Source organism: Novosphingobium sp. Fuku2-ISO-50 (genome assembly GCF_001519055.1).
Taxonomy (GTDB): domain Bacteria; phylum Pseudomonadota; class Alphaproteobacteria; order Sphingomonadales; family Sphingomonadaceae; genus Novosphingobium.
In genome coordinates this window covers 113,718-139,058 of sequence record NZ_KQ954286.1, presented here as the reverse complement: position 1 = coordinate 139,058, position 25,341 = coordinate 113,718, and the positions used below count along the sequence as shown (strand labels likewise).

Sequence of the window (25,341 nt, the reverse complement as noted above, 5' to 3'; positions counted from 1 at the left end):
GCATCACGGCATCGGCTGGTTGATCCCGCCGCCGAGCGCGACATAGAGCGCGACCGCGTCCTGCAAGTGCGTCGCGCGGGCGGACAGCGCGGAAATATGTGCGCTTTGCCAGGCTGCGCGGCTGACGGCGAGGTCGGCTTCGCTGATCAATCCGGCGCGACGATCGGCCTCAGCCAGATGGAACGCGGTCTGTGCGTCCGCGTCGGCGCGGGCTTCGGCTGCGTCGGCAGCAGCATCGCCGGCATTGGCAGTCAGTACGTCGGCGACCTGCCGAAAGGCCGCGATCACGGTTTGCCGCCAGTCTGCCATCGCCGCCTGATAATCGGCCTTGGCCGCGGCGCGCTTATTGATCAGCGATCCACCGGAAAACAGGGGTGTGGTGACGCCGGCGCCATAGTTCCATACCCCGGTGCCTGCGCCAAACAGTGCGCCCATCGTGTTGGTGCTCGATCCGGTTCCCGCGCTCAGCGTGACTTGCGGCAGCATTGCGGCGGTGGCGACACCGATCTGGGCGCTGGCGGCATGCGCGGTCGCTTCGGCGACAAGGATGTCGGGGCGACGCCGCACCAGATCGGACGGCAGGCTTAGCGGCAGGGGGCCGGGCACATGCAGCGCGGACAGCGCAAGGTCGGGCAGGCGGGCGCTCGCGGGCGGGTCGCCGACCAGCACGGCAAGCAGATCATCGGCTTGACCCGCCCGGACTTCGGCGGCCTTGAGCCCGGCGCGGGCGCTTTCCAGCGCCTGCGCCAGAGCGAGCTCGGCGGCATAGCCCTCGGTTCCGGCGCCGGTTCGTGCATGGGCGGATTCAAGCTGGGCCTCATCGGCAGCGACGATGTCGTGCCATGCGGTGACTTCATCGTGATACGCGGCGCGGATGATCGCAGTGCTGGCGATATTGCCGGCGAGCGTGAGCTGCGTTGCGCGCAAGGTTTGCGCCTGCTCCGTGGCGGTGGCGTGCAGCGCTTCGACCAGCCGCCGGTTGCTGCCGAACAGGTCCAGTACGAAATTGACCGCGACCGAAGGGTTGAACAGTGAAAACACTTCGGCTGCCCCGGCGGAGCCCACCCGCGACGGGCTGTAACGTTCGCGCGTTGCATCGAAGCTGCCATCGACTTGCGGAAAGAACGCGCCATAGCCCGCGCGCAACTGGGCCTGCGCAGAGCGCAGCCGCGCCTGTGCCCCAGCGACATCGGGGCTGTTGGCAAGACCATGCGTAACCAGCGCGTCAAGCTCGGGCGATCCGAGGACATGCCACCAGGCCTGGGCAATCGGGGTATCGCGATCGAGCGCCAGGCCGCCTGCTGCATCGTCCGTTGCGCGATAGCGATCGACCGCAGGCGGCGTCGGCCGATGGAAATCGGGCCCCACTGCGCAGCCGCACAGCAGCGCCGCCATCCCGAGCGGCGCGAGGCGCAGGACGCGGATCACGGCTTTTTCCCGCTGATATAGATGTCAACCATCTGCCCCGGATAGACGGCCATGTCGGCGGGCGGCGCAAAGGTGAAGATCACCGGCAGCACGCGCAGATCGACACGCTCCAGCCGCTGATCCGACAGGGCGATCTTGGGCGAGAGATAGGGTTCGACGCGTTCGTAATGCAGCGCGATGCGCCGATCCGATCCGCGCAGGCTCATCACGGCCTGCATCGCGCCCGAAGGCAGGCGCGGCACGAGGATTTCATCGACATAGGCGCGCACCTGCATGCGCGCTTGCGGCGTGCCGAAGGTGATCACCGGCAGCGTCGCCTGTGTGCGCGTATCATAGACGCCAGCGGGCGCAATCGAGCTGCCGACAGTGGCGTTGATCGCCAGCACCACGCCGTCGCGCGGCGCTCGCAGCACGAATTTGTCGAGCGTGGCATGCGCCGCTTCGGCGGCATGGGCGCTGGCCTCGGCCTGATGCTGCTGGTTTTCGATGTCAAAGCGCCAGGCGCCAGCGCGGGTCAGCTCTTCGTTGCGCCTGGCCACTTTGTACGCGGTTGCGGCGATCGCCTCGGTGTTGCGCGCGGTATCGAGCGTGTCGCGGCTGACCGAGCGCGGGTCGAGGGCAAAGGCGTGTTCCTGCTTGGCGCGCGTATCGGCCGCGTTTTTCAGCGTGGCGGCGGCGTTTTCGGCCTGGGCAATCGCTACGGCGAGCGTTTCGGGGCGCGGCTGTGCGTGAAGCTCGGCCAGTTGCGATACGGCGGCGGCGGCGGCGGCATCGAGCTGGCGCGCGGTGCCGCGCTGGATGCTGTCATCGAGCGCGAGCAGCGGTTGCCCGGCGTGGACGTGTTCGCCTTCGCGCACGAGGACTTGCGTCACTTTGCCGGTGACTTCGGGATCGAGCGCGATGTCGATCCCTTGCGACTGCGCGCTTTCGACCATGCCGTTGGCATAGATGCCGTTGGGATAGGGGTTGGTCGCCGGTTTGAACAAGGGCGCCTGCGCCGTCCGGTGTTCGGACAGGATGATTGCGCTGCCCACAGCGAGCGCGAAGCCTGCTGCGGCAAGCGCATAGACCGGGCGAATGGCGATCATGGCCGCATACCCTCTTTATACGCCTTCATGGGCAACATGGGATCCTCCGTCTTCGATACCGGTGACGCGACCGTCTTCCATGTTGAGAATGCGGTCGGCGAATTCGAAAATGCGCGAATCGTGCGTGATGATCAGGATGCAGCGCTTGTCGTTGAGCACCTGGCTGCGCACGAAGCTGATGATGTTGCGCCCGGTATCGCCGTCGAGCGAGGCGGTGGGCTCATCGAGCACGAGCAGATCGGGCTGCGCGATCAGCGCGCGGGCAATGGCCACGCGCTGCTGCTCGCCGCCCGACAGCTTGACCGGGGGCACATCGGCGCGATTGGCAAGGCCCACGATTTCGAGAAAACGGCGCGCCTCGGACATTGCTTCGTCCCAGGGGTGGCGCTTGATGATCAGCGGAATGGCGACGTTTTCTGCCGTGGTCAGGCGCGGAAACAAGTGAAAGTCCTGAAACACGAAACCGATCGTGTTCAGCCGGAAATGCGCGAGCTGATCGGTCGACAGCGACCAGATGTCCTGCCCCTCGATGCTCACGCTTCCGGCATCGGGGCGCAGGATGCCCGAAACCATCGACAGCATCGTGGTCTTGCCCGACCCCGAGGGGCCGACGACGAACAGGATTTCGCCGTGATAGGCCTCGAAGCTGACATCGCTGACCGCGCGGGTATAGGTTTCGCCTTCGCCAAAGCCTTTGGTCAGGCCTTCGGCCCGGATCGCGACAGTCTTTGCGCCAGTCTTTGTGAAGGCATTTCCGGGGGTGTCGGGCATGTTCATCAACCCCGGAAAATGTCGAACGGTTCGATGCGCAATACCCGGCGCACGCCGAACCAGCTCGATACCCCGGCGATCACCACGACCATGCCGAGCGCCAGCAACAGGTTGCCTGCCGTGATGATCGAGGCATAGTCGGGCAATCGCGCGCGCGCGAGCCAGATCATCGTCGCGCACAACCCGGTGCCGAGGCCATAGCCGGTCAGCGAGACGAACCCCGCCTGGAACAGGATCATCGTGATCAATTCGCGCGAGGTCATGCCGATCGCCTTGAGCGCGCCGAATTTTTCCAGGTTTTCTAGAATGAACGAATAGAACGTCTGCCCCGAAATAGACAGGCCGACGATGAAGGCGATTGCCGACATCATCAGCAGATTGGTACCGATCCCGGTCTTGAACGTATAGAAATGGGAAATCTGGCTGACGAATTCGTCGCGGGTCAGCGCGATATAGCCGATCCGGGCCACGCCGTCGCGGATTGCGGGAATATCCGCCGCGCTCTTGGGCTCGACGAGGATATAGCTCGTGGTGAAGCGGGTATTGGGCAGGTATTGCAGCGCGCGGCTATAGGTGGTGTAGAGCGAGGGCACGCCGAACAGGCCGTTGCTGGCAACGCGCGCAAGCCCGACGATGCGCGCGCGATTGTCGTTGATTTCGAATTCGTCGCCGACTTTGGGGCTGCCCAGTTTGGTGTATTCGGAATCGACCACGGCGATGAAGCCGCTTTCGCCATAGATGTCCTCGATTTGTCCCTTGAGCATCTGCGGACGGCCAAACAACGTGGTATCGTCCAGCCCCATGATCGTGACCGCCTGATACGTGCCGTCGGCCAGTTTCACGAGGCCGCCGCCGGAATAGAGCGGTACCGCGAATTTCACGCCGGGAAGCGAACGGACCTGATCCAGCACGGCATCGGGCATGGGGATCGAATTCGATACTGTCTGCACCGCCGGGTCCATCACCCAGATCGAGGCGCCGACGTTGTAAACGGTCGCCGATGACCGGCTGAGTACCCCGGCAAACATCGCGGTCATCTGCACCATCAGGAAAACGGCAAAAGTGATCCCCACGATCAGCGCGGTGAACTTGGTTCGATCGTTGGCGAGCAATTTGTATGCGATGCGCAATATGCCGAACATTGGGGATCCTTCCGGCCATGTATGGGCAACTATGGGCGTTCGCGGGCGCAAAAAATATGGCTTAAATCAAATGAGCTGTATCAAAGTGTCACAACAAGGCCGGACCGATGAAGCCAGCGCCACCGCTTTTGCAGGGCAGCATGGCGCGTGCCGACCGATCAGGCCCATTGCACGAGGTTGCACTGGACGCTTGCGGCGCGGATGGTCTACCCTTTAACTCAATTGAATGATTGATTAGGCTTGAGGCCAGAGAGCCGTCCCCGCTGCGGTTCGCGCGCTCGAAGCCGGTGGATCGATCCGTCCGATTTGGCAGGTCATCGTGGATTCGGGCTATCTCGACGCGCTTGTGGGCGAGGACATGATCGCCTGCCGCATTGCCGCACGAATGGCGCCTCGCCGACGGGGCCGAAGGCTATTGGTCGGGCCTGCACGGCAAGGCGCGGCTCGATTCTGCCGCGCCGACAGTCGACTGGGTCCGCGCCGAGGTGTATGGCTAAAGCGCAGCCCTAAAGCCCAGCCCCAAACCCAGCCATCGTGTCGAGCACCAATGCTGCGTGTTCCCGGCGGCAGATCAGCAGGTCGGGCATATAGGTGTCGCGCTGATTGTAGACCAGCGGCGAGCCGTCGGCACGGCTGGCGTGCAGGCCGTGGGCCAGCGCGACAGCGGCGGGGGCGCACGAATCCCATTCGTACTGGCCGCCGGTGTGGAGGTAGATGTCCGCCTCGCCCAGGATCACCGCCATGGCCTTGGCCCCGGCGCTGCCCATTGGGATCAGTTCTGCGTCCAGCGCCTCGGCCACGGCGACCGCTTCCTTTGCGGGCCGCGTCCGGCTGACCACCATCCGCAGCCGGTCGGGCGCAGGGGGCACGACGATCGGGGCGTCGCTGCGCAGCACAAGGCCTTTGCCGTCGTTCGCACCGGGCAGCGCAACCGCGCCGTGCGTCGCCGCGCCGTCGATCGCGAGCGCGACATGGACCGCCCAGTCGGCGCGGCGCTCGCCATATTCGCGCGTGCCGTCGACCGGGTCGACAATCCACACCCGGCTGTGGCCAAGCCGCTCTTCGCTGTCCTTTTCCTCTTCGGACAACAGCGCGTCGTCGGGCCGGTTTTCACGCAGCGCGTGACACAGGAACTGGTTGGCGGTGGCATCGCCCGCCTTGCCCAGCGCCTTCAGGCTCAGCACGTCGCTGTCGCGCACGGCGATCAGCAAGTGCCCCGCCACGTCGGCAAGATGGGCGGCAAGCGCCGTATCGGTCAAAGTCTGCATCAGATTACCGGCGTCCATTGGGCAAGGATATGGTTGACGATCCGCTCGGCCGCATCTTCAGCCTGTTCGCGGGTGGTATCGACATGGATTTCCGCGCTGTCGGGCGCTTCATAGGGGCTGTCGATGCCGGTGAAGTTCTTCAGCGCGCCCTGCCGCGCCTTTTTGTAAAGCCCCTTCACATCGCGGCGTTCGGCCTCTTCAAGCGGGGTGTCGATGAACACTTCGACGAATTCGCCCGGCTCCATCATCGCGCGTACCATGTCGCGTTCGGCACGGAACGGGCTGATGAAGGCGGTAATCACGATCAGCCCGGCGTCGGTCATCAACCGGGCGACTTCGCCGACGCGGCGAATGTTTTCGATGCGGTCTGCCTCGGTAAAGCCGAGATCCTTGTTGAGCCCATGGCGCACGTTGTCACCGTCGAGCAGGAAGGTGTGCTTGCCCAACGCATGCAGCTTTTTCTCGACGAGATTGGCGATGGTCGACTTGCCCGATCCCGACAGGCCGGTGAACCACAGTACGCGCGCCGTTTGCCCCTTCATGGCCGCGCGCGCCTCGCGCGTGATGTCGAGCGCTTGCCAATGGACATTCTGTGCTCGGCGCAAGGAAAAATGCAGCATGCCTGCGGCCACGGTCGCATTGGTGATCTTGTCGATCAGGATAAAGCCGCCGAGCGTGCGGTTATCGACATAAGGCTCGAACACGACCGGTTTGTCGGCGGTCACTTCGACCACGCCGATCGCATTGAGATCGAGCGTCTTGGCCGCCATGTGCTCCATCGTATTGATGTTCACGACGTACTTGGGATGCTGCACCGTCGCCGAAACGGTCTGCGTGCCGAGCTTGAGCCAATAGGCGCGCCCCGGAATCAGGGCTTCGTCGTTGAGCCAGACGAGCGTCGCTTCGAACTGGTCGGCGACTTGCGGCGGCGCATCGGCAAGCGCAATGACATCGCCGCGCGAACAGTCGATTTCATCGGCCAGGCACAGCGTGACCGACTGGCCGGCAACGGCCTGGTCGAGATCGCCGTCAAGCGTGACAATCCGCGTGACCGTGCTGGTCTTGCCCGAAGGCAGCACGCGGATCGTGTCGCCGGGGCGAACCGAGCCGGTCGCGATCAGCCCCGAAAACCCCCGGAAATCGAGATTGGGGCGATTGACCCATTGCACCGGCATGCGAAACGGCTTGTCCCCGTCGTGCGCGGCGTTGACTTCGACCTGTTCGAGATGATCGACGAGCGTCGGGCCCGCATACCACGGCGTTTTCGCCGAATGCGTGGTGATATTGTCGCCCGCAAAGCCCGAGATCGGCATCGCGGTAAAGGTTTCGATGCCGATCGAGCGCGCGAATTCGGCATAGTCGCGCACGATCGCGTCAAACGTGGCCTGATCGTAATCGACCAGATCCATCTTGTTGACCGCGAGCACCACATTGCGGATGCCGATCAGGTGGCACAAATACGAATGGCGCCGCGTCTGGACCAGCACGCCCTTGCGCGCATCGACGAGGATGACCGCGAGATCGGCGGTCGAGGCGCCGGTGACCATGTTGCGCGTATATTGTTCGTGTCCGGGGCAATCGGCGACGATGAACTTGCGCTTTTCGGTGTTGAAAAAGCGATAGGCGACATCGATGGTGATGCCCTGTTCGCGTTCGGCGGCAAGCCCGTCGACAAGCAGGGCGAAATCGATCGCTTGCCCTTGCGTGCCGACTTTCTTCGAATCCGCTTCCAGCGCGGCCAGCTGATCCTCGAAGATCATCTTGGAATCATAGAGCAATCGGCCGATCAGCGTCGATTTTCCGTCATCCACGCTGCCGCAGGTGATAAAGCGCAGCATGGTCTTGTGCTGATGCAGGTCGAGATAGGCATCGATGTCGCGCCCGATCAGGTCGTCGACGACATAAACGGGGCTATCCTGTGTGATCGGGTCGGTCATCAGAAATACCCCTGCTGTTTTTTGACTTCCATGCCCGCTCCGCCGGAGTCCTTGTCGATGGCGCGGCCCTGCCGCTCGCTGGTGGTGGTCAGGAGCGTTTCCTGGATCACTTCGGGAAGCGTTGCCGCCGTGCTTTCGACCGCGCCGGTCAAGGGGTAGCACCCCAAGGTGCGAAACCGGATCGAACGCATGACGGGCTCTTCGCCCGGAAGCAGCGGAAAGCGGTCGTCATCGACCATCAGCAACATGCCGTCGCGCTCTACCGTCGGGCGCTTTTCGGCAAAATAGAGCGGCACGATCGGGATCGCGTTGAGGTGAATATATTGCCAGACGTCGAGCTCGGTCCAGTTCGAGATCGGGAACACGCGGATGGATTCGCCCTTGTTCTTGCGCGCGTTGTAAAGGTTCCACAGTTCCGGGCGCTGGTTCTTGGGATCCCAGCCGTGGCTGGCGGTGCGGAAGGAGAAGATCCGTTCCTTGGCCCGGCTCTTTTCCTCATCGCGCCGCGCGCCGCCGAATGCCGCGTCAAAGCCCCATTTGTCGAGCGCCTGCTTCAGTCCTTCGGTCTTCCACATATCCGTGTGCAGCGCGCCATGGTCAAACGGATTGATGCCGCGCGCCGTTGCCTCGGGGTTTTGATAGACCAGCAGATCCATGCCGGATTCGCGCGCCATGCGGTCGCGCAAGTCGTACATCGCGCGGAATTTCCATGTCGTATCGACATGGAGCAGCGGAAAGGGCGGCGGCGAGGGATAGAACGCCTTGCGCGCAAGATGCAGCATGACCGCGCTGTCCTTGCCCACCGAATAGAGCATGACCGGGTTTTGCGCCTCGGCCACCACCTCGCGCATGATATGGATCGCCTCGGCCTCAAGCCGGGCAAGATGGGTCAGCGTCGTTCGGTCGGTAGAGGCGGGCATGGGGGCTTCTCTTTGCGTGCTCGGATGGCGCGAAACGCGGGGCTGACGTCAGATCGAGCCTGGCGCCTTGCCTCGAACCTCCCAAATGGGAGCAAAATTACCAAAGAGGCAGGCATTCGCCGGTCGCAAGCGCTTGACGGCGGTGTTCGGCTATGGAACCACGCCCGGTATGGCTTTGCTCTCCGCCGATCTTCGCGAGCTTTTCCTGCCGCTGGTCGAGGGCATTCATGAAAGCCCGCCCTGGGGCGCGTTTCTGCGCAATCTGGCCGCGCGGATGGTTGCGCGGCGGGCCTGTCTGGTGCTGACGCTGGCCAATGCCGCGCCCGATCAGGAGCCGTTGGTCATTCAGGTCGCGGCGCCGCGCGCGGTTCAGGACGATCCGCTCGACTTTCGCGATCTCGATGCCTTGCGCCTGCACCCTTATGGCGCCTTGCGTCCGGGGCGGGTCTATGCGCTCGACGAAATGCTCGATTACGGCGATCGGGCGCAATTGGCGCGTCAGCGCGCCGCGCTGGCGGCGATGGGCATTCGCTATGGCCGCTGGCTGCGCATTTCTGCAGGTGGAGCAGCCGACGCCTGGCTCGTTCTGGTGCGCGAGCGCGAGGATTTCAGCGGGTCGGCGGTCGCGCTGCTCGATGGCATCGCCGCGCTTATGGCTGCGGCCTTGCGCGCGCTGGCCGCCCTGATCGATCAGCGTCTGCAAACTGCGCTGGCGACGTCGGCGCTGGCCCGGCTCGGCGCGGGTCAGCTCGCCTTTGACGCGGGTGGGCGGGTGATGGCCGCCGACGGTCTTGCCGAAGCGGTGCTGCCGTTCGTTCCCGAGCCGGGGGGGAGACCGGGGCGCCGGCTGAATCTCAGGCCCGACGTCGCGCATCGGCTTGAGGCGGTTTGCGCGATGTTGTCGGGTGATCCGCAGGCGCCATCGGTGGTGCTGCGCGTCGATGAAGGACGGGCGACCGACCTCCTGTTGCGTCGATCCGACCTTGTGCTGGCGGAGCCTTGCGCCCGGCCCGCCGTCATCGGCACGATCCGGGCCCCGGTGCGCGAACCGGCGCGGCAGGCGATCCGGGCGATTGCCGCGCTGCATGGCCTGTCGGACAACGAGGCCGCGCTGGCGCACGCCGTGTCGATGGGCGAAACCCTGATCGAAGCGGGGCGCCGCCTGAGCCTGAGCGAAGAGACTGCGCGCAATTATTCGAAGCGGGTCTATGCCAAGACCGGCGCGCGCGGTCAGGCCGATCTCGTGCGCCTGATCCTCACCGGCCTTGCGCCGTTTGTCTGAAGCCTGGCTCAGTGCGGCCTTGCTCCGGAGCCGGTCAGCGGGACAAAGCAGGCCGGGCGCAACGGTGTCCAGGTGATGCCGCCATCGGCAGCCTTGGTCACCAAAACGAGGATTTCCCGATCGGGGGTCGCGCCGATCGGCATGACCAGTCGGCCTTCGCGCTTGAGCGCGGCGAGGAAGACGGGGGGAACTTGCGCCGCTCCGGCCGCAACCACGATCGCGTCATAGGTCTCCGGCGCGAAGCCGCGCATCGCGGCATCGCCGGCGGAGACCGCGACATTGTCAAATCCGCCACGCCTGAGCCGCCAGGCGCCGAGCCGGGCAATGATCTCGATCGAAGTGACCGAGCCTGCCATCCGCGACAGCACCGCAGCCTGATAGCCCGAGCCGGTGCCGACATCGAGGACATGGCCCCCGCGCGGGTCGGCGGCCGCGGCGAGAACCGCGACCAGCTCGGGGTGCGATATGATCTGATCGTGGCCGATGTCGATCGGGTCGGGCAAATAGGCGAGATCATCGACAAGCGGGCAGACAAAGCTTTCGCGCGGGACGAGCGCCATCGCGGCCAGCGCGCGCTCGATACTGTCCATGCCAAGCCGGTCGGACAAGCAGGCGAGCCTTTGGCGCAAGCCCGCGACCATCGCCTGCCGCTGAATCGCAAAATCGTCCGGCATGGCGATCAACCACGCATCGCGGTTATCCTCGCCCCATCGCGGCGACGCCACGGCGCGGCTGCGATCGGCGTGGCTCTGGCGCAACAAGGCGAGTGTATCGTGCAAATAACCCATCGGCCCCCCGGGTTTCGAGAATGCGCGCACCTTGGCACACTGCCGATCAACGAACGTTGATCGGCGGTGATCCGTATGATTGCATAGCAAGGGCGTGAGCCGGCGCCGGTGTCAGTTTGCGATTTTGGCGGGGGAGGGCCACCATGACAGCGTGTGCTGGTCATGCGCGGTCGTCCATAGTCCCGCAGCGGTATAGCGCAGCGCGCCGCTGCCCGAGGCTTTGCCGACCCGCGCGAGGATGGCCATGGACCGGGCATCGATGACGGCGAAGACCTGATCGTCGGTCGTGCGCAGCCACACTTTGCCGCCGCCCGCATCGATGTCGCCCCATTTCAGGTTTTCGCCGACCTTGATGCGGCCCGACACGTCGCCGGTTGCCGCGTCGATCCGGGCGAGCGTGCCGTCGCCTTGTTCCTGAACCCAGACCGCGCCTTCGCCTGCGACAAGAAATCCGGGCTCGCGGCCGAGCGCCGTTGTCTTGACCACGGCATTGGTTTCGGGATCGATCCGCTGCAACGACTGGCGCGGCCCGCTGACGGACCACAGCGAGCCCAGTCCGAAGGCGAGATAGGAGGTTTCTGCAGCGACGGGAATGGACGCGATGACTTTGTTGGTGGCGGGGTCGACGCGCGCGATCATGCCCTTTGCCTCGCTGGCGATCCAGATCGATCCTGCGCCCGCCACGACGTTGAGTTCGCCGGTGGGATTGGCGATCCCCGTCGTGATGGTGGCGGTTATCCTTGCCGTGCGCGTGTCGATGCGGTTGAGCGTGCCCTCCTTGCAATCGGCGACCCACAGTGCGCCGTCGAGGATCGCCATGGCGCCGCAAGGCTTGGTCATCGCGACTTCGGCGATCTTGCCCTTGCGCGACCACCGCTCGACCCGGCCCCGATTGGTCGCCCAGACGGTCTTGCCGTCAACGACCAGGAAATCCGCAAAGCCCGGCACGGTGATGACCTGGGCCTCCGGCGCCGATGCGGCAGCGGGGACGGCGGCAAACAGGGCGGCCCCGATCGCGAACTGGAGCGTCCCTCTCAATGTCCTCGGCCCTTGCATCGATTTTCCCCTTTGCGTTCCCGGCAGGTTTGCCCCCAACGGGCGCCATGGGCATACGGTACTTGGCGTATCTGTCGGGGTAACATTTCAAGGTAGCCTGCCGCGCAAGCGTGTGAGCCGGACGGGGAATGGTGTGAAGAAAATCGCGTTGGATCTGGTGCCGCCCGCGACCGTCGCGTTGATCGTGCTGTTCTGGTCTTTCGCCCCTGCGGCATGGACCGGCAACCCACGCTCGATCATCGTGGCAAGCATCGTCACAATCGCGTTTGTCCAGGCGCTGGAATGGGTGGGTGAGCGCCACGCCGGTTGGCGGCTGACCTGGCGCGAATTTTTCACCGACGTTTTCTATGTGATCCTGGGCTTTACCGTGATCGACCTGCTGTCGTCCAGGCTGGCCGAAGAGCCGTTGACGGCGGCCAAGCACGCGTTGGGCTTCAGCACGCCCTGGGTCATGCATTGGCCCTTTCTCGTGCAAGTCGCGCTGGTGATGTTCCTGATCGAATTCGGCCAGTACTGGATGCATCGCCTGATGCACAACAGCACGCCGTTCTGGCTGACTCACGCGCCGCATCACCATGTTACGCAATTGAACGCCATGAAGGGGTCTGTGGGCAATCCGATCGAATTGTTCCTGATCAGCCTGAGCGTCGTGGCCTTGTTCGACGTGCCGCTTGTGGCGGTATTTTGCGCGGCAAACGTGCTTTCTGCGGTGTCGATTTTCGCGCATGCCAATGTGCGCAGCGACCCGCCGGCCTGGTACGCGTTCTTTTTCACCACGATCCGGCATCACAGCCTGCATCATTCGGTGCCTTATGAAGATACGCGCTGCAACTATGCCAATTCGTTGATCCTGATCGATCGCGTGTTCGGCACCTTTCGCGACGGCGAAGCGGACGTGGTGGGGCAGGGGGACCGCAAGCGGTTGTCGATCCGCGAACAGTTCGTCTTTCCGTTCGTGCCGCTGATTGACGCGTTCAAGGCAAGGCGGGCCCATGGCAAGGCGTCGTCGGGCAGATCCGCGACTGTTTGAAAAGCGGGCCGGATGGTCTGGACGGGCGGGCGCAGGTGTGCTCATGGGCCGGTGAATCTACTAGGCGAATCTGGCAGGTGAATCTGGCAGGTGACTCAATCACAGGATCCCGTCCGACAATGTCCATCAAACTGACGCTGACCGAAGACGAAGCCGAGATCATCCTCGATGCGCTCGAAGCCGATATGGAAGGCTATATCGAATCCGCCAAGGAAGCGCGCGGCAACGCCAACCGCGCAGACGTCAAGACTTTCAGCGAAGCCGCCGAACGCATCCAGACGCTGATCGCGCGAATCCGCCCGCTGGTCGAATAAGCCGGATGACCGTTGCGTCGCGCCCATAGTGCGCTAGGCTGGGCCCATGATGCAAATCCCCTGGGACCAGCCCGCCACGCTGATCGACCTCGACGGCAAGACCCCGATCATCGGCACGATCCGCGATTGCGTGATGCATTTCGCCATATTCAAGCCGTTCGCCAAAGAGCAGGCGCGCATCCTGCTGACCCGCCCGGTCCACCGCGAAGGCCGCAAGACCCGCACCTGGGTGCTCAATCCCGACGAAATCGAAGGCCTCGTCCAGCGCATGAACGCCGAGAGCGAGAGCCTTCACTGAAGCGATCCGTTCCGGTTTTGGGCGGCACCGGTCGTGCTGTGTGGTGTAACCAAATATGGGTCAAAATTTGAATTGACCCATATTTGGTTACAAGCCACACTGTTTGTTATGGCTTCCAGTCCGATTCAAAGCCTCGCAGTTGTGATGGGCGATTTGGTGCAAAGCGAGCGATCGCCTGCGCCGGAACGCCTCCATGCGCAGTTCAATGATGTCGTCGACATGCTCAATATGCGGTATCGCGAAAGGCTGGTGTCACCGCTCACCATCACGCTCGGTGACGAATTTCAGGGGCTGGTCAAATCGCTTGCCGATGCGGCGCCCATCGTGCGCGATATGCGCCTGCACTTGATGGCAAAGGCGATCGACTGCCGTTTTGTTATCGGATCGGTTGAGATCAGGACCGAAATCAATCCGGATAAGGCCTGGAACATGATGGGGCCGGGGCTCAGCCGGGCGCGAGAGCGACTTAACGAGAAGCGGACTGGCTCGCTCTATCGGTTTTCCATCCTCGACGATCCCGTTGCCGAGACTTTGCTCGAAGCGGTCGGCGCCGGACTGACTGCGATCGAACGAGGCTGGACAGACCAGCAGCGCGAAGACATTTCCGCATTGATCAAGGGCCTTAGTGCCGCCGAACTGGCCAAACACAGGAATGTTTCGGTCCACAGCATTTACAAAGTCCGCAGTTCAGGCAACTTTGACGCCTATACGATGCAATGGCACGCCATCGGTGCGGCTTTGGCCGCACTCGATCGACGGCAGGAGCGGTCTTGATGCAGACGGTGCCCACTGCCATTCCGCCATGCGGCTATATGCACGCCGCCGTTTACACGATCTCGGCGCTGGTCTTGCTGACCGGAGCCGGGAACTGGGTGTGCCGCCAAGTCTTTTCCCTGACCGGTCTCAAGGATTCGGCGGTAACAGGGGGAACTGCGGCGCATCCCGCCGGGCGGATCATCGGTTGGCTTGAACGGTCGATCCTGGCGATCGGAATCCTCTCCCATCGTTGGGAAGTGCTCGCGGCTGTGATTGCGCTCAAATCCGTGGCCAGGTTCAAGGATCTCGATGACCAGAGATTTGCGGAATACTTTCTCGTCGGGTCATTGTTCAGTGTGCTGTGGGCGATCGTGATAACCAGCGGCTGGATGGCCTACGATTATCGTTACGGCATCGACATTCGCAGCAATGTCGCCAAAATGCTGGAAGCATCGGGCGGCCAGAGAAATGGGTGAGCAAAGCCTTCGTCTGACCACCTCGGCAGAACTCGCCATCCGCCTTGCGCGCGCCGCCTTCAACAAGGCTCTCGCCGATGGCGATCTGAACGCCATCGGCGCGATTTTGGCCCCCGACGTCATTCTGGTCGCCGGAACCGACAGCGCGCTGCTGTCCGGTCGCAAGGCGCAGCTGGCGGCCTGGAAGCGTGAATTCGCCGCTGCCGATCGGACGGTCTATGTCCGCAAGCCCGATACGATCACGCTATCGCCCGTAGAACCCATCGCGTTTGAGCATGGCCATTGGCAGGGGATCACGGCGTCTGACGGCGAGATTGCCGCGCGCGGCGACTATACGGCAAAGTGGCGAAACACCGGCGCGGCCTGGACAATCGAGGCCGAGCTTTATCTCACGCTCGGCTGACCGATCGGGCGGAATACCATGACCAGCATCAGATCCTCCACATCCTCCAGCGCGGGCGGGGCAAGCAGCGCAAAGGCATAGTCCGACTGGCAATGCCACAGCCCCGGCGCATATTCGACGATCCCGTCGAGCAACGGCGTCACCGGGGTTTCGCGCGGGGCGGCATTGATGCGGGTATGAAGGTAGGCGCTGGTCGGCACGGCCATGATCGTTTCGATTTCGACAAAGCGCGCCACCGCGCCGATCTGTACCGCGACGGGATAGCGGTCGGTCCCGAGCGGGATGCACAAGGCCAGAAACCCGTCGTGCGTCGGGCGCGCCGGGCAGACTTTCTGCACTTCGCCGCGCGGTTCGACGATGACCACCGGCACAGTGGTATCCCCGCTCAACACGTCCGCAAATGTCAGCGGCGAGGCAAAGCGCGTTCCGGCAAAGTTCGCCAGCCGCAAGGGCATGGCTTCGCCCGCGAGTTCGGCGGGCAGGAACATGCGCTGCGTTCCCTTTTGATAAAACAGGCCTTTTCGGCGCAATCCGTGCCGCGCGGCGACCGGGTCAAACAGGGGAACCATTTCGTCAGTGCCCAGATTGACGTCATGTTCGAATGCGGCAATCGTGGCCACTTCGTGCGGCAGCGGCAGGAACATCAGGCGCGCCATCCCGGCCGCACAGGCTTCGCGCCACAGCCGGTCCTTGTCCTCTGCATCGGCGCGTCGGATCGTTGCCCCGCCGACATGGCCGACAAAGGCCAGACAGCCCGCCTGGACCGCATCGCGCACTGCGCTCTGGCGCGTCTTGATGGAATTGGCGGCGCGGATCGGCGTGCCGTCGTCGGCATAGTCGATGACCGAGCCGATTGCCATCGTCGCCAATTGCTCCAGCACCGCGACATTGGCGGCCATCATGTCGAGCGCGGCGACGTCGAAATGGCGCGGATCGAAAAAGCCCCGCTTGTCGAACCCGGAAATTTCCATCTCGCGCAGCAGCAAATAGCGCCCGGCGACATGCACTCCAAGCGCTTCGCCCAGCAGCGGCGCGACGAAATTCTGGACCGATCCGTTATAGCCGAGATCGACCAGCATCAGCGTGTCGCCCGGCGCGGGGTCGACGGCGCGCCGGACATGGGCGGCGAGGCGCGTGGCCAGCGCGCGGGCGTCGGCGAGAATGCGTCGGCGATTGGCCGGTTGCTGACACCAGCGGCCCAGCGCCTGCCGCGCGGTAAGCGGATCGCGCCCGGCGCAAAGCTGATCGATGGTCGCGTCGTCAAGCCGAAGCAGCTTGCCCAAAGCCGGTGCCTGGATCGCGGCCTGTTCGGCCAGAAAGCGGCTCAAGGCAGCATCGCTCGTCAGGCTGGCAAAGGTCGCCGTCGCCCGGCTGATTTCGATGTCATGCGCGCTGTCTGCCGCGCCGACCGCACGATGGACACGCAGCGGCAGATGGCCGTCGCGCATCATGAACAGCCAGTGGACTTGCCCGCCGCGCAAGGCCAGCGCGGCGGCCTCTTCGCGCAGCCAGGCATCAAAGCCGAAGAACAAGGGGCCGAGCACTGCCTGGCCAAGTCGTCGCGCCGGGTCTGGCTCTTGCGGCAGGCCCAGCGCCAGCGCGGCGCGATGCGGCTGCGGCCTTGCCAAGCGCTCCTGCCCCTGACTTTGCCCGAACAGCATCCCCGCGACCGTGCTTTCCAGCCGCAATTGCCGCCCGATGTCTGGCTCGAATTGCCGCAGATGCAGCGTATGCACGCCAAACGGGCGCACGCCGATCACATCGGCTTCATGATTGTCGCCGATGTGCAGAATCTGGTCGGGTCGCGCTTTTACGCCGCGCAGGACATCGCGATAGAGCCCGTGCGATTTCGGCTTGCTCCAGCTCGACGAACAAAACACCCGGTCGATCAGCCCGGCAACATCGTCCCCGGCGGCGCCGGCAATCAGCTGCAGCAATTGGCTCTGGTCGAGATACGTGTCGGAGACCAGGATCACTTTCAGCCCCCGCCGCCGTGCGTCGCGCATCAGCGCGACAGTCGGGGCAAAGGCGTGGCAATGGCGCGCTTCGGCGGCCAGTTCGGCGGCAATCGCGCCAGCGCGCGTGCGCGCATCGGCGCGCGGCATGATCTCGGCATAGATCGCATCGATCGGCACATCGAGCGCGCCGCGCGTCGTCCGGGCAATCTGCCGCGCCCGGCCTTCGCCGACCATGCGCTGCGACGGCAAGACCCCCGGCAGCGCGACAAACAGATCCTGCGGCGCATGGCAATCGCGCCACAGCAGCGTATCGAAGCAATCGAGGCTGAGCACTTTGACCCCCGGATAGCGATCAAGCACGCCGGGCAATTCATGCGGCGCACACGAGGCCTCGCTCACCCCGACAAAGACCGATGCGGAAACCGGCGCCGTCATCGCGGCAATCCCGTCAGTGTCCCGGCTCGTTCGACATGCATCACCCGCTATCCCCCTCGGTACGGCCCGATTGTCCGGACCGTGGCGCAGGCGGGTCTAGCGTTACCATGGTTAAGCGATGCCGGGCACAGCCTTACGCAGATACCCTGAGGTGCGCGCTGGGCGTCAGGTGTCTGGTTTTCGTGATGCCTGACCCAAATTTCACAAGGCTGACTTGAGCAGGCGGATGTCGGGTTTTGGGACGAACCGGAATGTCGGGTTCTGAAGTTGGCAGGCATGAAGCTGCCACCCATTTGATCTTCCTGACTTACCTGCAATCCCGCGTTAACGCTTCACATTGCATCATATTCTACCGTCTCGTCGTCCCGGCCTTGAGCCGGGACCCCGCTAGTCCTTTGGCGTAATTGGGTATTGCGTCCCTGGAATTCGTTGCGTCCCTGGAATTCGGCGTCCCTGGAATTCGCGTCCGCGTCCCTGGAATTCGCGTCCCTGGAATTCTTGCGTCCCTGGAATTCCCGCCATCGGATGAGAGCAAGCCGCCGTCGAATCTGACATCCAACCGCTTGCCGGAAACAGGTGACAGACCGGGTAATGGCAGCGTAGGATTGTCCATGGCGGGTGTGGTCCTTCTGAAATGACGTTGATCGGTGTAAGCAACCAAATCATACATCAAATCAGAGATTTAAGCTACATCCGCCAACCCCCAGTGAATTTTCCGGGCTAGAGGGAAAGAATCCCATGAACTATAAAAACTTATTATTAAAATTATTGGCTACTCTGTCAGTTTCTATATTCATAAGCTCTGGCGCTTCTGCCGGCACAGTTTGGTTGGTATCGGCTGATACGGCAGCCACTAACCATGATACATCCGTATTGGTTTTACTAGGGCAAAGAGATATTCTGGTAGGCGACGATCAGGCTGTCGGTGGCTGGAGCAATGTTACATCAACACCTGGTGCGCAACTCGGAATTATTGGGGCGTTAATCAACTCTTCCAGAGAATCAAAGCAGGAAAAATTTCAGGAGTCGTTGGTTGCCCCGATACGTTCGGCACTTAGCGACATGAACGGCGATGATTTGGCGTTAAAAGCAACAAAAATTGCTCTCCAAAAAGTAAACTGGCTAAATTCTCAACCAGTTACGTCTGCCAAAGATGACTCTAGAAAGATCCAGAGCGATTTTCTTGATCAAATACACGGTGATCAGGCGGTATTCATACACTACGTTTACTTTTTTGATCCCGATTTTCAGGCTTTGCATGCGAAGATCCTGATAGAAATAGCAAAAAAATCCACCCCCATGGGAGGCAGACCAGAAGATCGTTTTAAGACGAGATATTTGGCTTGCCGTCAAACAATCGATATCTCCGTGCCACTGACCGATGTCAAAAAGAGTAATGATGTTTCCAACGCGAAGATTTGGGCTGCAAATAATGGTGATCTCGCTCGCAAGGCGCTGATAAGTGCTTTTGATTCGGCAGCAATATACATTCCCCGCATGATTAATATGAATGCATCTGAATTATCTTCGTTGTATGATAGGAAATTGCCCAAAATGAAATATGATGGGGACTGGGGACAAAAAATCGAAGACACTGATACTCGTACCGTCATGTGGGCCGAAAGATTTGTCATCATTCCCAAGATCGGAATTTAAAGGATGGTCAGTTGGTTCGTCGCAGCGAGCACGTAAATTCCTACTTGGGTGGCGGCCCAAGGGGGCCGACGGATTTTGGCGCCCCATTAAGCTCGTGGATGTGCGCCGCGATAGACCTTTAGCCCGCATAATTCATCCAGTTGAGTTTGGCGCTCCCAGTTTCGAGCATTTGGCGTCAGCGGTGCATACCTGATCGTCCCCGGCGGTGAGCCAGGGTTACGGTGGATGAAGGCTTGCGGGTTGACTGGTACGGGTTCGATTTGGCGTGCTTGCCGCGACGTTCAGGTGGCGAGGCACGGGATGCGCGCAAGGGCGATCCGGAAGATGTGTTGATCAGGACATGCCGTTGGCCACTGCACGCGAATGAGGGTCTTCAACTCGGTGACGCGGGCGGCGATCTTGATGAGGCGCAGGCGCAAGGTGTCTAACTGCGAGTTCGGGGGACGCAACTGCGAGTTCGGGGGACGCAATACCCGAGATTACCGTGACAGAGATTACCGTGACAGGTGCGAAAACCCCTAAATTGAACGGACGTCAGATACAACAGGACGAATTCGTGCCCGCAAGCGACCGCTATGAGGGCGGAATCTGTCGTCATTCCAGTCAGAACTTCGGTCCCGCGAATGGCGGGGCGGGACGCGCCGGAGCCCGCGGCGCTCACTGATAGCGTAGCGTGTTCTCGAACCCGGCATTGGCCTTGGTCATCCTGGACAGTTTTCTCAGGGTGGCGCGGACATGTCTTTCGGTGCGGCGGTCATCATGGATGCCCGTGATCCGATACTCGTCTTGCCCCAGCAATTCCTTGAGGCGCGCGGCGAAAGCGGCCTGATCGTCCCTGGATGCGGCGGCTTTCACGGCTCGGCACACCCATTCTTCGGCGGCGGCCTTGTCATAGTCGTCCTGGGCTTCATAGCCCCGGATGTCCGCCGCCACCTGATCAAGTCGCGCGGCTTCGATACGGGATTCGAGCCATTTGCGGACCAGTTCGCTATCCCACGCTTTTGGCGAAATGCTTGTCATGGTCTTAGTTGCCATCTGCGTCGACGACGAAAACCATAGGCTTGCCTCGCGACATCGGCTCCCACCCGGCGAGCAGGGCTGCGCGAATGCCCCGGGACACAAGGGCGTCGCTGATTTGCAGACGGCTCGGCGGCAAACCTTTCAGCAACCGTTTCGGCGGGGGAAATTCCAGCAAGGCTTCGCGCTGGGTGCCTTTCTGGAGCAAGGCAACGGCCGCACCCTTCCAGCCTTCGGACTCGCCCCATTTCGGCTCGCGGCGGAGTTCCCAATCATAGTGGAGCCCGTCAACGTCGACGGTGCCGGCAAGCCTGTGCATGTTTGACATGGCGACGCGACTAGCAGATTTCCGGCGGCAAGCCATGGCCATGTCGCCCGCAAGGTCGGCCGAGCGGCTGGAATTACGGCGCAACGGGCCCTTGGTGAGCCCGAAACGCGACAAAAGGCATGGGCCAAATGGGGGCATGGACAAAATGGGGGCATGGGCAAAATGGCGCGCCCTGCTGGATTCGAACCAGCGGCCACCGGCTTAGAAGGCCGGTGCTCTATCCAGCTGAGCTAAGGGCGCGCGCTGATCAGCGCCATAGTGCGGGAGCGCGGGGGTTGCAAAGGGGTCTTTCGGCACCTTTGTCGCGCGCCGATGCGATGATGGCTGTTTTCTCCCGGCGGGCGCGGTAGTCTGTCGCCCATATCGCACGGGGAGATGCATGATGCCGCCGCTTGTTCGGACGCTTGCCAGATGTCTGACACTGATCGGCACCGGCGCCGGGTTGGTGTTCACGGTGCCGGTACAGGCGCAGGACAGCGGCGATCCGGGGCATGATTCGTTTGACGCCTATCGCGGCGACCGCTCGACCGGGTGGCTGGGGCAGACCCGGTCGGAAGTCATGGCGCGCAACGGCATGGTCGCGACCAGTCAGCCGCTGGCGGCCGAAGCGGGGATCGAAGTGCTTCATGCCGGGGGCAATGCATTCGACGCGGCGGTGGCGACGGCGGCGGCGATCAATGTGGTCGAGCCCGAAGCGACCGGGATGGGCGGCGACATGTTCGTTATCGCCTGGCTCGCCAAAGAGCATCGCCTCGTCGCGCTCGATGCCTCGGGCCGGGCGCCTCAGGCGGCGACGGCGGAGCATTACCGCAAGGCCTTTGGCGCGAACATGCCGGAAGACGGCATTCAGTCGGCGGTTGTGCCCGGCGCGGTCGATGGCTGGGCGACGTTGCTGGGCAAATATGGGCGCCTCGGCTTTCGCGAGGTTCTGGCGCCGGCCATCCGGCTGGCCGATCAGGGCTTTCCGGTCAGCCAGCGGATCGGCACCGAATGGGCGATGAGCACCGATTTGCTCGCCAAGGATCCGGATACGGCGGCGATCTATCTCGATCATGGCAAAGCATGGGGCTGGGGCAGCATTTTCCGCAATCCCGATCTGGCCAAGGCCTTTCGCCTGCTCGGCGAAGGCGGGCGCGACGCGTTTTACAAGGGGCCGATCGCCCGGGCGATCGTCGCCAAGTCGCAAAAGAGCGGCGGTCTGTTTACCATGGCCGATTTCGACCGGATCCATGCGAGCTGGGTCGAACCGATCAGCACGACGTTCAACGGCTATACGATCCACGAAATGCCGCCGAGCACGCAAGGGTTCGCCGTGCTCGAACTGATGAACCTGATCGAACAATGCCCGGCGCGGCTGGGGCTCACGCCCGACCGCATCAATCCCAAATCGGCCGATTTCTGGCATTTGATGGTCGAGGCCAAGAAAGTCGCCTATACCGACTTGCGCAAATACAACGGCGATCCCGACTTTACCAAAGTTCCGGTCGCGATGCTGATTTCCAAGGAATACGCCGCGCAGCAATGCAGCCGGATCTCGATGGCCCATGCCGCCGCGCTCGATCCTTCGGAAGAACCGCTGGGCGGGACGGCCTATATCACCACCGCCGATGCCGAGGGCAATGTCGTCTCGTTCATCTACTCGGTCTACAATTTCTTCGGCTCTGGGGTGACGGCGCCGGGCTATGGCTTTGTGCTCAATGACCGCGCGGCGGCGTTTACGCTCAAACCCGGCAGCCCCAACACGATCGCGCCGGGCAAGCGGCCTTTCTACACCATCATCCCCGGCTTCGTGACGCGCGAGGGCAAGCCGTTTGCCTCGTTCGGCGTGATGTATGGCGATCAGCAGGCGCAAGGACAGGCGCAAGTGCTGGTCAACATGTTGCTGTTTGGCGCCAATGCGCAGGCGGCGGGCGATGCCGCGCGCTTTGCCCATGCGCAGCGCACCAACCGGCTGCAACTCGAAAGCCAGTTGTTCGATGCGATCGGCGCCGATCTCAAGGCGCGCGGCCACGATGTCCATTCCGCCAACGGTTTTGACATGGGCGGGTATCAGGCGATCATGATCGACCCGAAAACCGGCGCCTATCGCGGCGCGTCGGACCCGCGCAAGGATGGCGAAGCGATCGGGTTCTGATCGCGCGTTTCCCGGGCCAGCCACTCGATGAACCGCGCCACTGCCGGATTGCCCGCGCTGCGCGGCGGCACGACGACGTAATAGGCGCCGTCTTCGGGTTCGACCGGGGGCAGGCCGATCGGAACGAGCCGTCGCTCGGCAACCAGGTCGCCGGTGATCGAGCGCCAGCCGAGCATCACGCCCTGGCCGCCGAGCGCGGCTTGGGTTGCCTGCACATAATTGTTGAAGCGGATGTCGCCGCCGCGTCCGCGCGCCACCCCCGACGTTTGGCAATAGCCCGCCCAGCTGCGCCATGACGCCGCGTCGACATCGACATGGATCAGCGCAAGACCGTCGAGCGTCGGGCCGGGGAACGTGCGCCCGGCCATGAATTCGGGGCTGGCAACCGGGTCGATGCATTCCTGAAACAGGCGGATCACGTCGCCATCGCGCCAGCGGCCATGGCCATAGCGAAACCCGACATCGGCATGCGGCGCATCGGGCGCGGCATCGTGCGGCGTGGTCATCACGCTGACCGCAATGTCGGGCCATGCCGCGCTGAACGCCGACAGCCGCCGCATCAGCCAATAAGTCGCAAAGCCGATCGAGCATGACAGGCGCAAGGCTCCCTCGCGCGCGGCCTTGATTCGCCCGATTTCCGCCAAGGCATCGGCGATCAGGCCGAGACCTTCGCGCGTCGCGCCAAGCAGCACTTCGCCGCTTTCGGTGAGCGCGAGCGGGCGGCGGTTGCGGTCAAACAAGGTCGCCCCGATCCATTGTTCGAGATCGCGCAACGACTTGCTGATCGCGGGCTGCGTCACATTGAGCGTGCGCGCGGCCAGCGACAGGCTGCGATGGCGCGCCACCGCCTCAAACACAGACAGCAGGCGCAACGGGGGAAGGGGCGGGGTCGCGCTCATCTAATCGCGATACGAGCGATCCTCGGCGTCGAGAAGCGATTTCAGATGATCGAAATGGGCAAAGGCCATGCCGCGATAGGCGTCCCAGCCTTGCGCCGTGCGTTCGGCAATCGCGTCGGACATCACCGACAGGGGTTTGCCCGTGGCATAGGCGCGCAGCAAGGTTTCCGCCGCTTTTTCGACGAAATAGAGGTTTTCGAAGGCTTCGGCGACGGTTGCGGCAACGCAAGTGACGCCATGGTTGGCCATGATCAGCGTCGGCGCCCGGGTCAGCATTCCGGCGATGCGAATGCCTTCCTCGTCCTGATCGGCAATCCCGCCGCATTCGAGATCGACCGCGTGGCGCCCGAAAAAGCGCGCGGTGTTCTGATCGATCGGCAAGAGGCGCGGGTCGGCGAGCGTCGACAGCGTGGTCACCGCGATCGGGTGGCAATGCAGGATGACCTTTGCCTCGCGAACGCGGGCATGGGCATTGCCATGGATGCACCAGGCCGAGGCATCGGGGGCATCGGGCCGGGTCATCACGTCGGGATCGTCGGCATCGAGCGCCTGAAGATCGCCCGCACGGATCGAGGCAAAGGGACGCCACTTGCGGTTCATCAAAAAGCGGCGGCCATCGCTCGACAGCGCCGCGCTGAAATGATTGCCGACCGATTCATGCCAGCAAAACCGCGCGGCGAGGCGAAATGCAGCGGCCAGATCGATGCGCAGCGCGCCCTCGTCGAGAATGTCGCTCATGCCGAAAACCGCCCTTCGCCTGACAGCTTGCGCCAGCGGCTGCGCAATTCGCCGCGGTCGGTATAAGTCCCGCGCAAATGGCGCTCGCCGCTTTCGGCGACAAAGGCAGCGCGGGCATGAACGATGCGATGATTGTCGAACACGATGCATTCGCCCGCATTCAGGCGAAAGCGCATGACAAAGCGCGGATCCTGCAACAGGCGGCCAAAGCGGCAGAACGCCGGATAATAGGCATCGAGAAAGCGCTGATCGTGATCGAAAACATCGGCCATGTGCTGGCTGATCGTCACGCCGGAAATGTCGCCCCGATCGTCGAGTTCGATCACCCGCTGGCGCGCGCGCATGTCGTAGGCGTCATGCTCGTTGTAAAAGGGCACCGTGGTTTCGCACAGCAGGCGAAAATCCGCCGGATGCGCGCGTCGAAATTCGGCCGCGACGGCGGCGCCATCGACAAACAGGCTTTCGCCGCCTTCGACCGAATTGCGGCGGCAATGCAGGAATTGCACGCCGGGCGGTAGGTCTTCGGCCGGGACATCGGTGTGCAGTTCCAGGGCTTTGGCCGTATAGGCCACGTTGTCGGGATCGACATGGAGCCGAACGTCGAAATAGGCCCCGAAAAAGGTTGGCCGGGGAAAGCCGATCAGGTTGGCCGCCGTTTCGAGCGCCGCGTCGCTGTCGGGCATGCCGCCAAGAATGGCGACGCCCTCGGTCAGCAGCGCGTGGACCCAGCCCTTGAGCGCCTCGCGGTCGGTGCGGACCGCATCGAAGCCAAAGCGCGCCATCGCGGGATAATGATCGGCGAACCAATATCGGCGCGGCAGGATCGCCGGATCGGGGCGCGGCCTGGCTGTGGCATGCGCGGCCAGCCAGGCCAGCGGGTAGGTCGAGCGATGGGCGGCGTTCGGGGCTGTCTGCACCCAGTCGATGACCAGCGAGTCATTGTCGATCATCGCGGCGGCGGCGCGCGGCGGGGCAGGCTCGGCAAAGATGTCATAGAGGCGCTCGCGCGTTTCGGGATCAAACGATGTCGCGCAATTGTCCCGCAGCCAATAGTAATTGAAGTAATGGCACAGGCCGTCGTCAAGCGTGATGTCCAGCCCGGTGTCGTGCAGGACGGGCGGGGGCGATACTGTCAGGGTAGCCATGTTCAGGGATCTTTCGGCTGATTTTCACCTCCGATGGTAGCGCCCCGGTCGGCAAGCTCAAGCTGCGAAAAGAT

Annotated in this window: 26 protein-coding genes and 1 tRNA gene; 10 read left to right on the top strand and 17 right to left on the bottom strand. The window is 63.0% G+C overall.

Features of this window, described 5'->3' with window-relative positions; genetic code table 11:
- Positions 1–3 precede the first annotated feature (3 nt).
- Genes AQZ50_RS03625 through AQZ50_RS03610 form a run of 4 tightly spaced genes read right to left on the bottom strand, consistent with a single transcriptional unit; the run spans position 4 to position 4,429 of the window.
- Positions 4–1,428, bottom strand: coding sequence for an efflux transporter outer membrane subunit (locus AQZ50_RS03625; RefSeq protein ID WP_231730093.1), 1,425 nt, complete (start codon positions 1,426–1,428; stop codon positions 4–6).
- The gene (locus AQZ50_RS03620; RefSeq protein WP_067742778.1) at positions 1,425–2,516 is read right to left on the bottom strand and encodes an HlyD family secretion protein; all 1,092 of its coding nucleotides are present in this window, start codon (positions 2,514–2,516) and stop codon (positions 1,425–1,427) included. Before AQZ50_RS03620 ends, AQZ50_RS03625 begins: the two co-directional genes overlap by 4 nt.
- A 15-nt stretch (positions 2,517–2,531) precedes the next feature.
- On the bottom strand, positions 2,532–3,287 hold the full coding sequence (locus AQZ50_RS03615; RefSeq protein WP_067743742.1) for an ABC transporter ATP-binding protein: 756 nt from the start codon (positions 3,285–3,287) through the stop codon (positions 2,532–2,534).
- A 5-nt stretch (positions 3,288–3,292) separates the two neighbouring features.
- A complete protein-coding gene (locus AQZ50_RS03610) occupies positions 3,293–4,429 on the bottom strand; it encodes an ABC transporter permease (RefSeq protein ID WP_067742776.1) in 1,137 nt (378 codons plus the stop codon).
- Positions 4,430–4,803: 374 nt separating this feature from the next.
- On the opposite strand from AQZ50_RS03610, the gene AQZ50_RS21120 reads away from it, so the two are divergent.
- Complete coding sequence (locus tag AQZ50_RS21120; RefSeq protein ID WP_255354592.1) at positions 4,804–4,926, top strand: hypothetical protein; 123 nt, start codon at positions 4,804–4,806, stop codon at positions 4,924–4,926.
- Positions 4,927–4,935: 9 nt separating this feature from the next.
- Here the strand turns inward: AQZ50_RS21120 and AQZ50_RS03605 are convergent, their stop codons facing one another.
- The 3 genes from AQZ50_RS03605 to cysD are packed head-to-tail and all read right to left on the bottom strand — an operon-like array spanning position 4,936 to position 8,554.
- Positions 4,936–5,697, bottom strand: a complete 762-nt coding sequence (locus AQZ50_RS03605; protein ID WP_067742773.1) for a 3'(2'),5'-bisphosphate nucleotidase CysQ — start codon at positions 5,695–5,697, stop codon at positions 4,936–4,938.
- A complete protein-coding gene (cysN, locus tag AQZ50_RS03600; protein ID WP_067742770.1) occupies positions 5,697–7,634 on the bottom strand; it encodes a sulfate adenylyltransferase subunit CysN in 1,938 nt (645 codons plus the stop codon). Before cysN ends, AQZ50_RS03605 begins: the two co-directional genes overlap by 1 nt.
- On the bottom strand, positions 7,634–8,554 hold the full coding sequence (gene cysD / locus AQZ50_RS03595; protein ID WP_067742767.1) for a sulfate adenylyltransferase subunit CysD: 921 nt from the start codon (positions 8,552–8,554) through the stop codon (positions 7,634–7,636). Before cysD ends, cysN begins: the two co-directional genes overlap by 1 nt.
- Positions 8,555–8,723: 169 nt before the next feature.
- On the opposite strand from cysD, the gene AQZ50_RS03590 reads away from it, so the two are divergent.
- On the top strand, positions 8,724–9,836 hold the full coding sequence (locus AQZ50_RS03590) for a helix-turn-helix transcriptional regulator (RefSeq protein ID WP_082703425.1): 1,113 nt from the start codon (positions 8,724–8,726) through the stop codon (positions 9,834–9,836).
- 8 nt (positions 9,837–9,844) lie between these two features.
- On the opposite strand, the gene AQZ50_RS03585 is transcribed toward AQZ50_RS03590, so the two are convergent.
- On the bottom strand, positions 9,845–10,624 hold the full coding sequence (locus AQZ50_RS03585; protein ID WP_067742762.1) for a protein-L-isoaspartate O-methyltransferase family protein: 780 nt from the start codon (positions 10,622–10,624) through the stop codon (positions 9,845–9,847).
- 111 nt (positions 10,625–10,735) lie between these two features.
- On the bottom strand, positions 10,736–11,680 hold the full coding sequence (locus tag AQZ50_RS03580) for a Vgb family protein (RefSeq protein WP_067742759.1): 945 nt from the start codon (positions 11,678–11,680) through the stop codon (positions 10,736–10,738).
- A 133-nt stretch (positions 11,681–11,813) separates the two neighbouring features.
- On the opposite strand from AQZ50_RS03580, the gene AQZ50_RS03575 reads away from it, so the two are divergent.
- The 6 genes from AQZ50_RS03575 (at position 11,814) to AQZ50_RS03550 (ending at position 14,957) form a co-directional block, all read left to right on the top strand.
- On the top strand, positions 11,814–12,710 hold the full coding sequence (locus AQZ50_RS03575) for a sterol desaturase family protein (protein WP_067743739.1): 897 nt from the start codon (positions 11,814–11,816) through the stop codon (positions 12,708–12,710).
- A gap of 119 nt (positions 12,711–12,829) precedes the next feature.
- A complete protein-coding gene (locus AQZ50_RS03570) occupies positions 12,830–13,024 on the top strand; it encodes a lysozyme family protein (protein WP_067742756.1) in 195 nt (64 codons plus the stop codon).
- Between the two features lie 46 nt (positions 13,025–13,070).
- Entirely contained in the window at positions 13,071–13,322 is a 252-nt protein-coding gene (locus AQZ50_RS03565) for a hypothetical protein (RefSeq protein WP_067742753.1), read from the top strand.
- A gap of 72 nt (positions 13,323–13,394) precedes the next feature.
- Positions 13,395–14,096, top strand: coding sequence for a SatD family protein (locus tag AQZ50_RS03560; RefSeq protein ID WP_231730091.1), 702 nt, complete (start codon positions 13,395–13,397; stop codon positions 14,094–14,096).
- On the top strand, positions 14,096–14,554 hold the full coding sequence (locus AQZ50_RS03555) for a hypothetical protein (RefSeq protein ID WP_231730090.1): 459 nt from the start codon (positions 14,096–14,098) through the stop codon (positions 14,552–14,554). Before AQZ50_RS03560 ends, AQZ50_RS03555 begins: the two co-directional genes overlap by 1 nt.
- Entirely contained in the window at positions 14,547–14,957 is a 411-nt protein-coding gene (locus AQZ50_RS03550; protein WP_369801369.1) for a nuclear transport factor 2 family protein, read from the top strand. The genes AQZ50_RS03555 and AQZ50_RS03550 overlap by 8 nt, the downstream gene beginning before the upstream one ends.
- Here the strand turns inward: AQZ50_RS03550 and AQZ50_RS03545 are convergent.
- The gene (locus AQZ50_RS03545; RefSeq protein WP_067742747.1) at positions 14,939–17,350 is read right to left on the bottom strand and encodes an HAD family hydrolase; all 2,412 of its coding nucleotides are present in this window, start codon (positions 17,348–17,350) and stop codon (positions 14,939–14,941) included. The two genes, AQZ50_RS03550 and AQZ50_RS03545, sit on opposite strands and share 19 nt — an antisense overlap.
- A 738-nt stretch (positions 17,351–18,088) precedes the next feature.
- On the opposite strand from AQZ50_RS03545, the gene AQZ50_RS20315 reads away from it, so the two are divergent.
- Complete coding sequence (locus AQZ50_RS20315) at positions 18,089–19,006, top strand: hypothetical protein (RefSeq protein ID WP_156427214.1); 918 nt, start codon at positions 18,089–18,091, stop codon at positions 19,004–19,006.
- A 281-nt stretch (positions 19,007–19,287) separates the two neighbouring features.
- On the opposite strand, the gene AQZ50_RS21115 is transcribed toward AQZ50_RS20315, so the two are convergent.
- From AQZ50_RS21115 to AQZ50_RS03525, 4 genes are all read right to left on the bottom strand, one after another.
- On the bottom strand, positions 19,288–19,455 hold the full coding sequence (locus AQZ50_RS21115; protein ID WP_255354591.1) for a transposase: 168 nt from the start codon (positions 19,453–19,455) through the stop codon (positions 19,288–19,290).
- A gap of 208 nt (positions 19,456–19,663) precedes the next feature.
- A complete protein-coding gene (locus AQZ50_RS03535) occupies positions 19,664–20,026 on the bottom strand; it encodes a hypothetical protein (RefSeq protein WP_197412373.1) in 363 nt (120 codons plus the stop codon).
- 4 nt (positions 20,027–20,030) lie between these two features.
- The gene (locus AQZ50_RS03530) at positions 20,031–20,351 is read right to left on the bottom strand and encodes a hypothetical protein (protein ID WP_067742745.1); all 321 of its coding nucleotides are present in this window, start codon (positions 20,349–20,351) and stop codon (positions 20,031–20,033) included.
- A 163-nt stretch (positions 20,352–20,514) separates the two neighbouring features.
- Positions 20,515–20,591: transfer RNA gene (locus AQZ50_RS03525), tRNA-Arg, on the bottom strand.
- A 139-nt stretch (positions 20,592–20,730) separates the two neighbouring features.
- Here AQZ50_RS03525 and ggt point away from each other — a divergent pair.
- Entirely contained in the window at positions 20,731–22,485 is a 1,755-nt protein-coding gene (gene ggt, locus AQZ50_RS03520; RefSeq protein WP_082703389.1) for a gamma-glutamyltransferase, read from the top strand.
- Here ggt and AQZ50_RS03515 read toward each other — a convergent pair.
- The 3 genes from AQZ50_RS03515 to AQZ50_RS03505 are packed head-to-tail and all read right to left on the bottom strand — an operon-like array spanning position 22,434 to position 25,267.
- Positions 22,434–23,384, bottom strand: a complete 951-nt coding sequence (locus AQZ50_RS03515; protein WP_067742742.1) for a LysR family transcriptional regulator — start codon at positions 23,382–23,384, stop codon at positions 22,434–22,436. The two genes, ggt and AQZ50_RS03515, sit on opposite strands and share 52 nt — an antisense overlap.
- A complete protein-coding gene (locus tag AQZ50_RS03510; protein WP_067742741.1) occupies positions 23,385–24,122 on the bottom strand; it encodes a class II aldolase/adducin family protein in 738 nt (245 codons plus the stop codon).
- Positions 24,119–25,267 carry a TauD/TfdA family dioxygenase gene (locus AQZ50_RS03505; protein ID WP_067742738.1) on the bottom strand — a complete coding sequence of 383 codons (1,149 nt, stop codon included), beginning with the start codon at positions 25,265–25,267 and terminating at the stop codon, positions 24,119–24,121. The genes AQZ50_RS03510 and AQZ50_RS03505 overlap by 4 nt, the downstream gene beginning before the upstream one ends.
- Positions 25,268–25,341 lie beyond the last annotated feature (74 nt).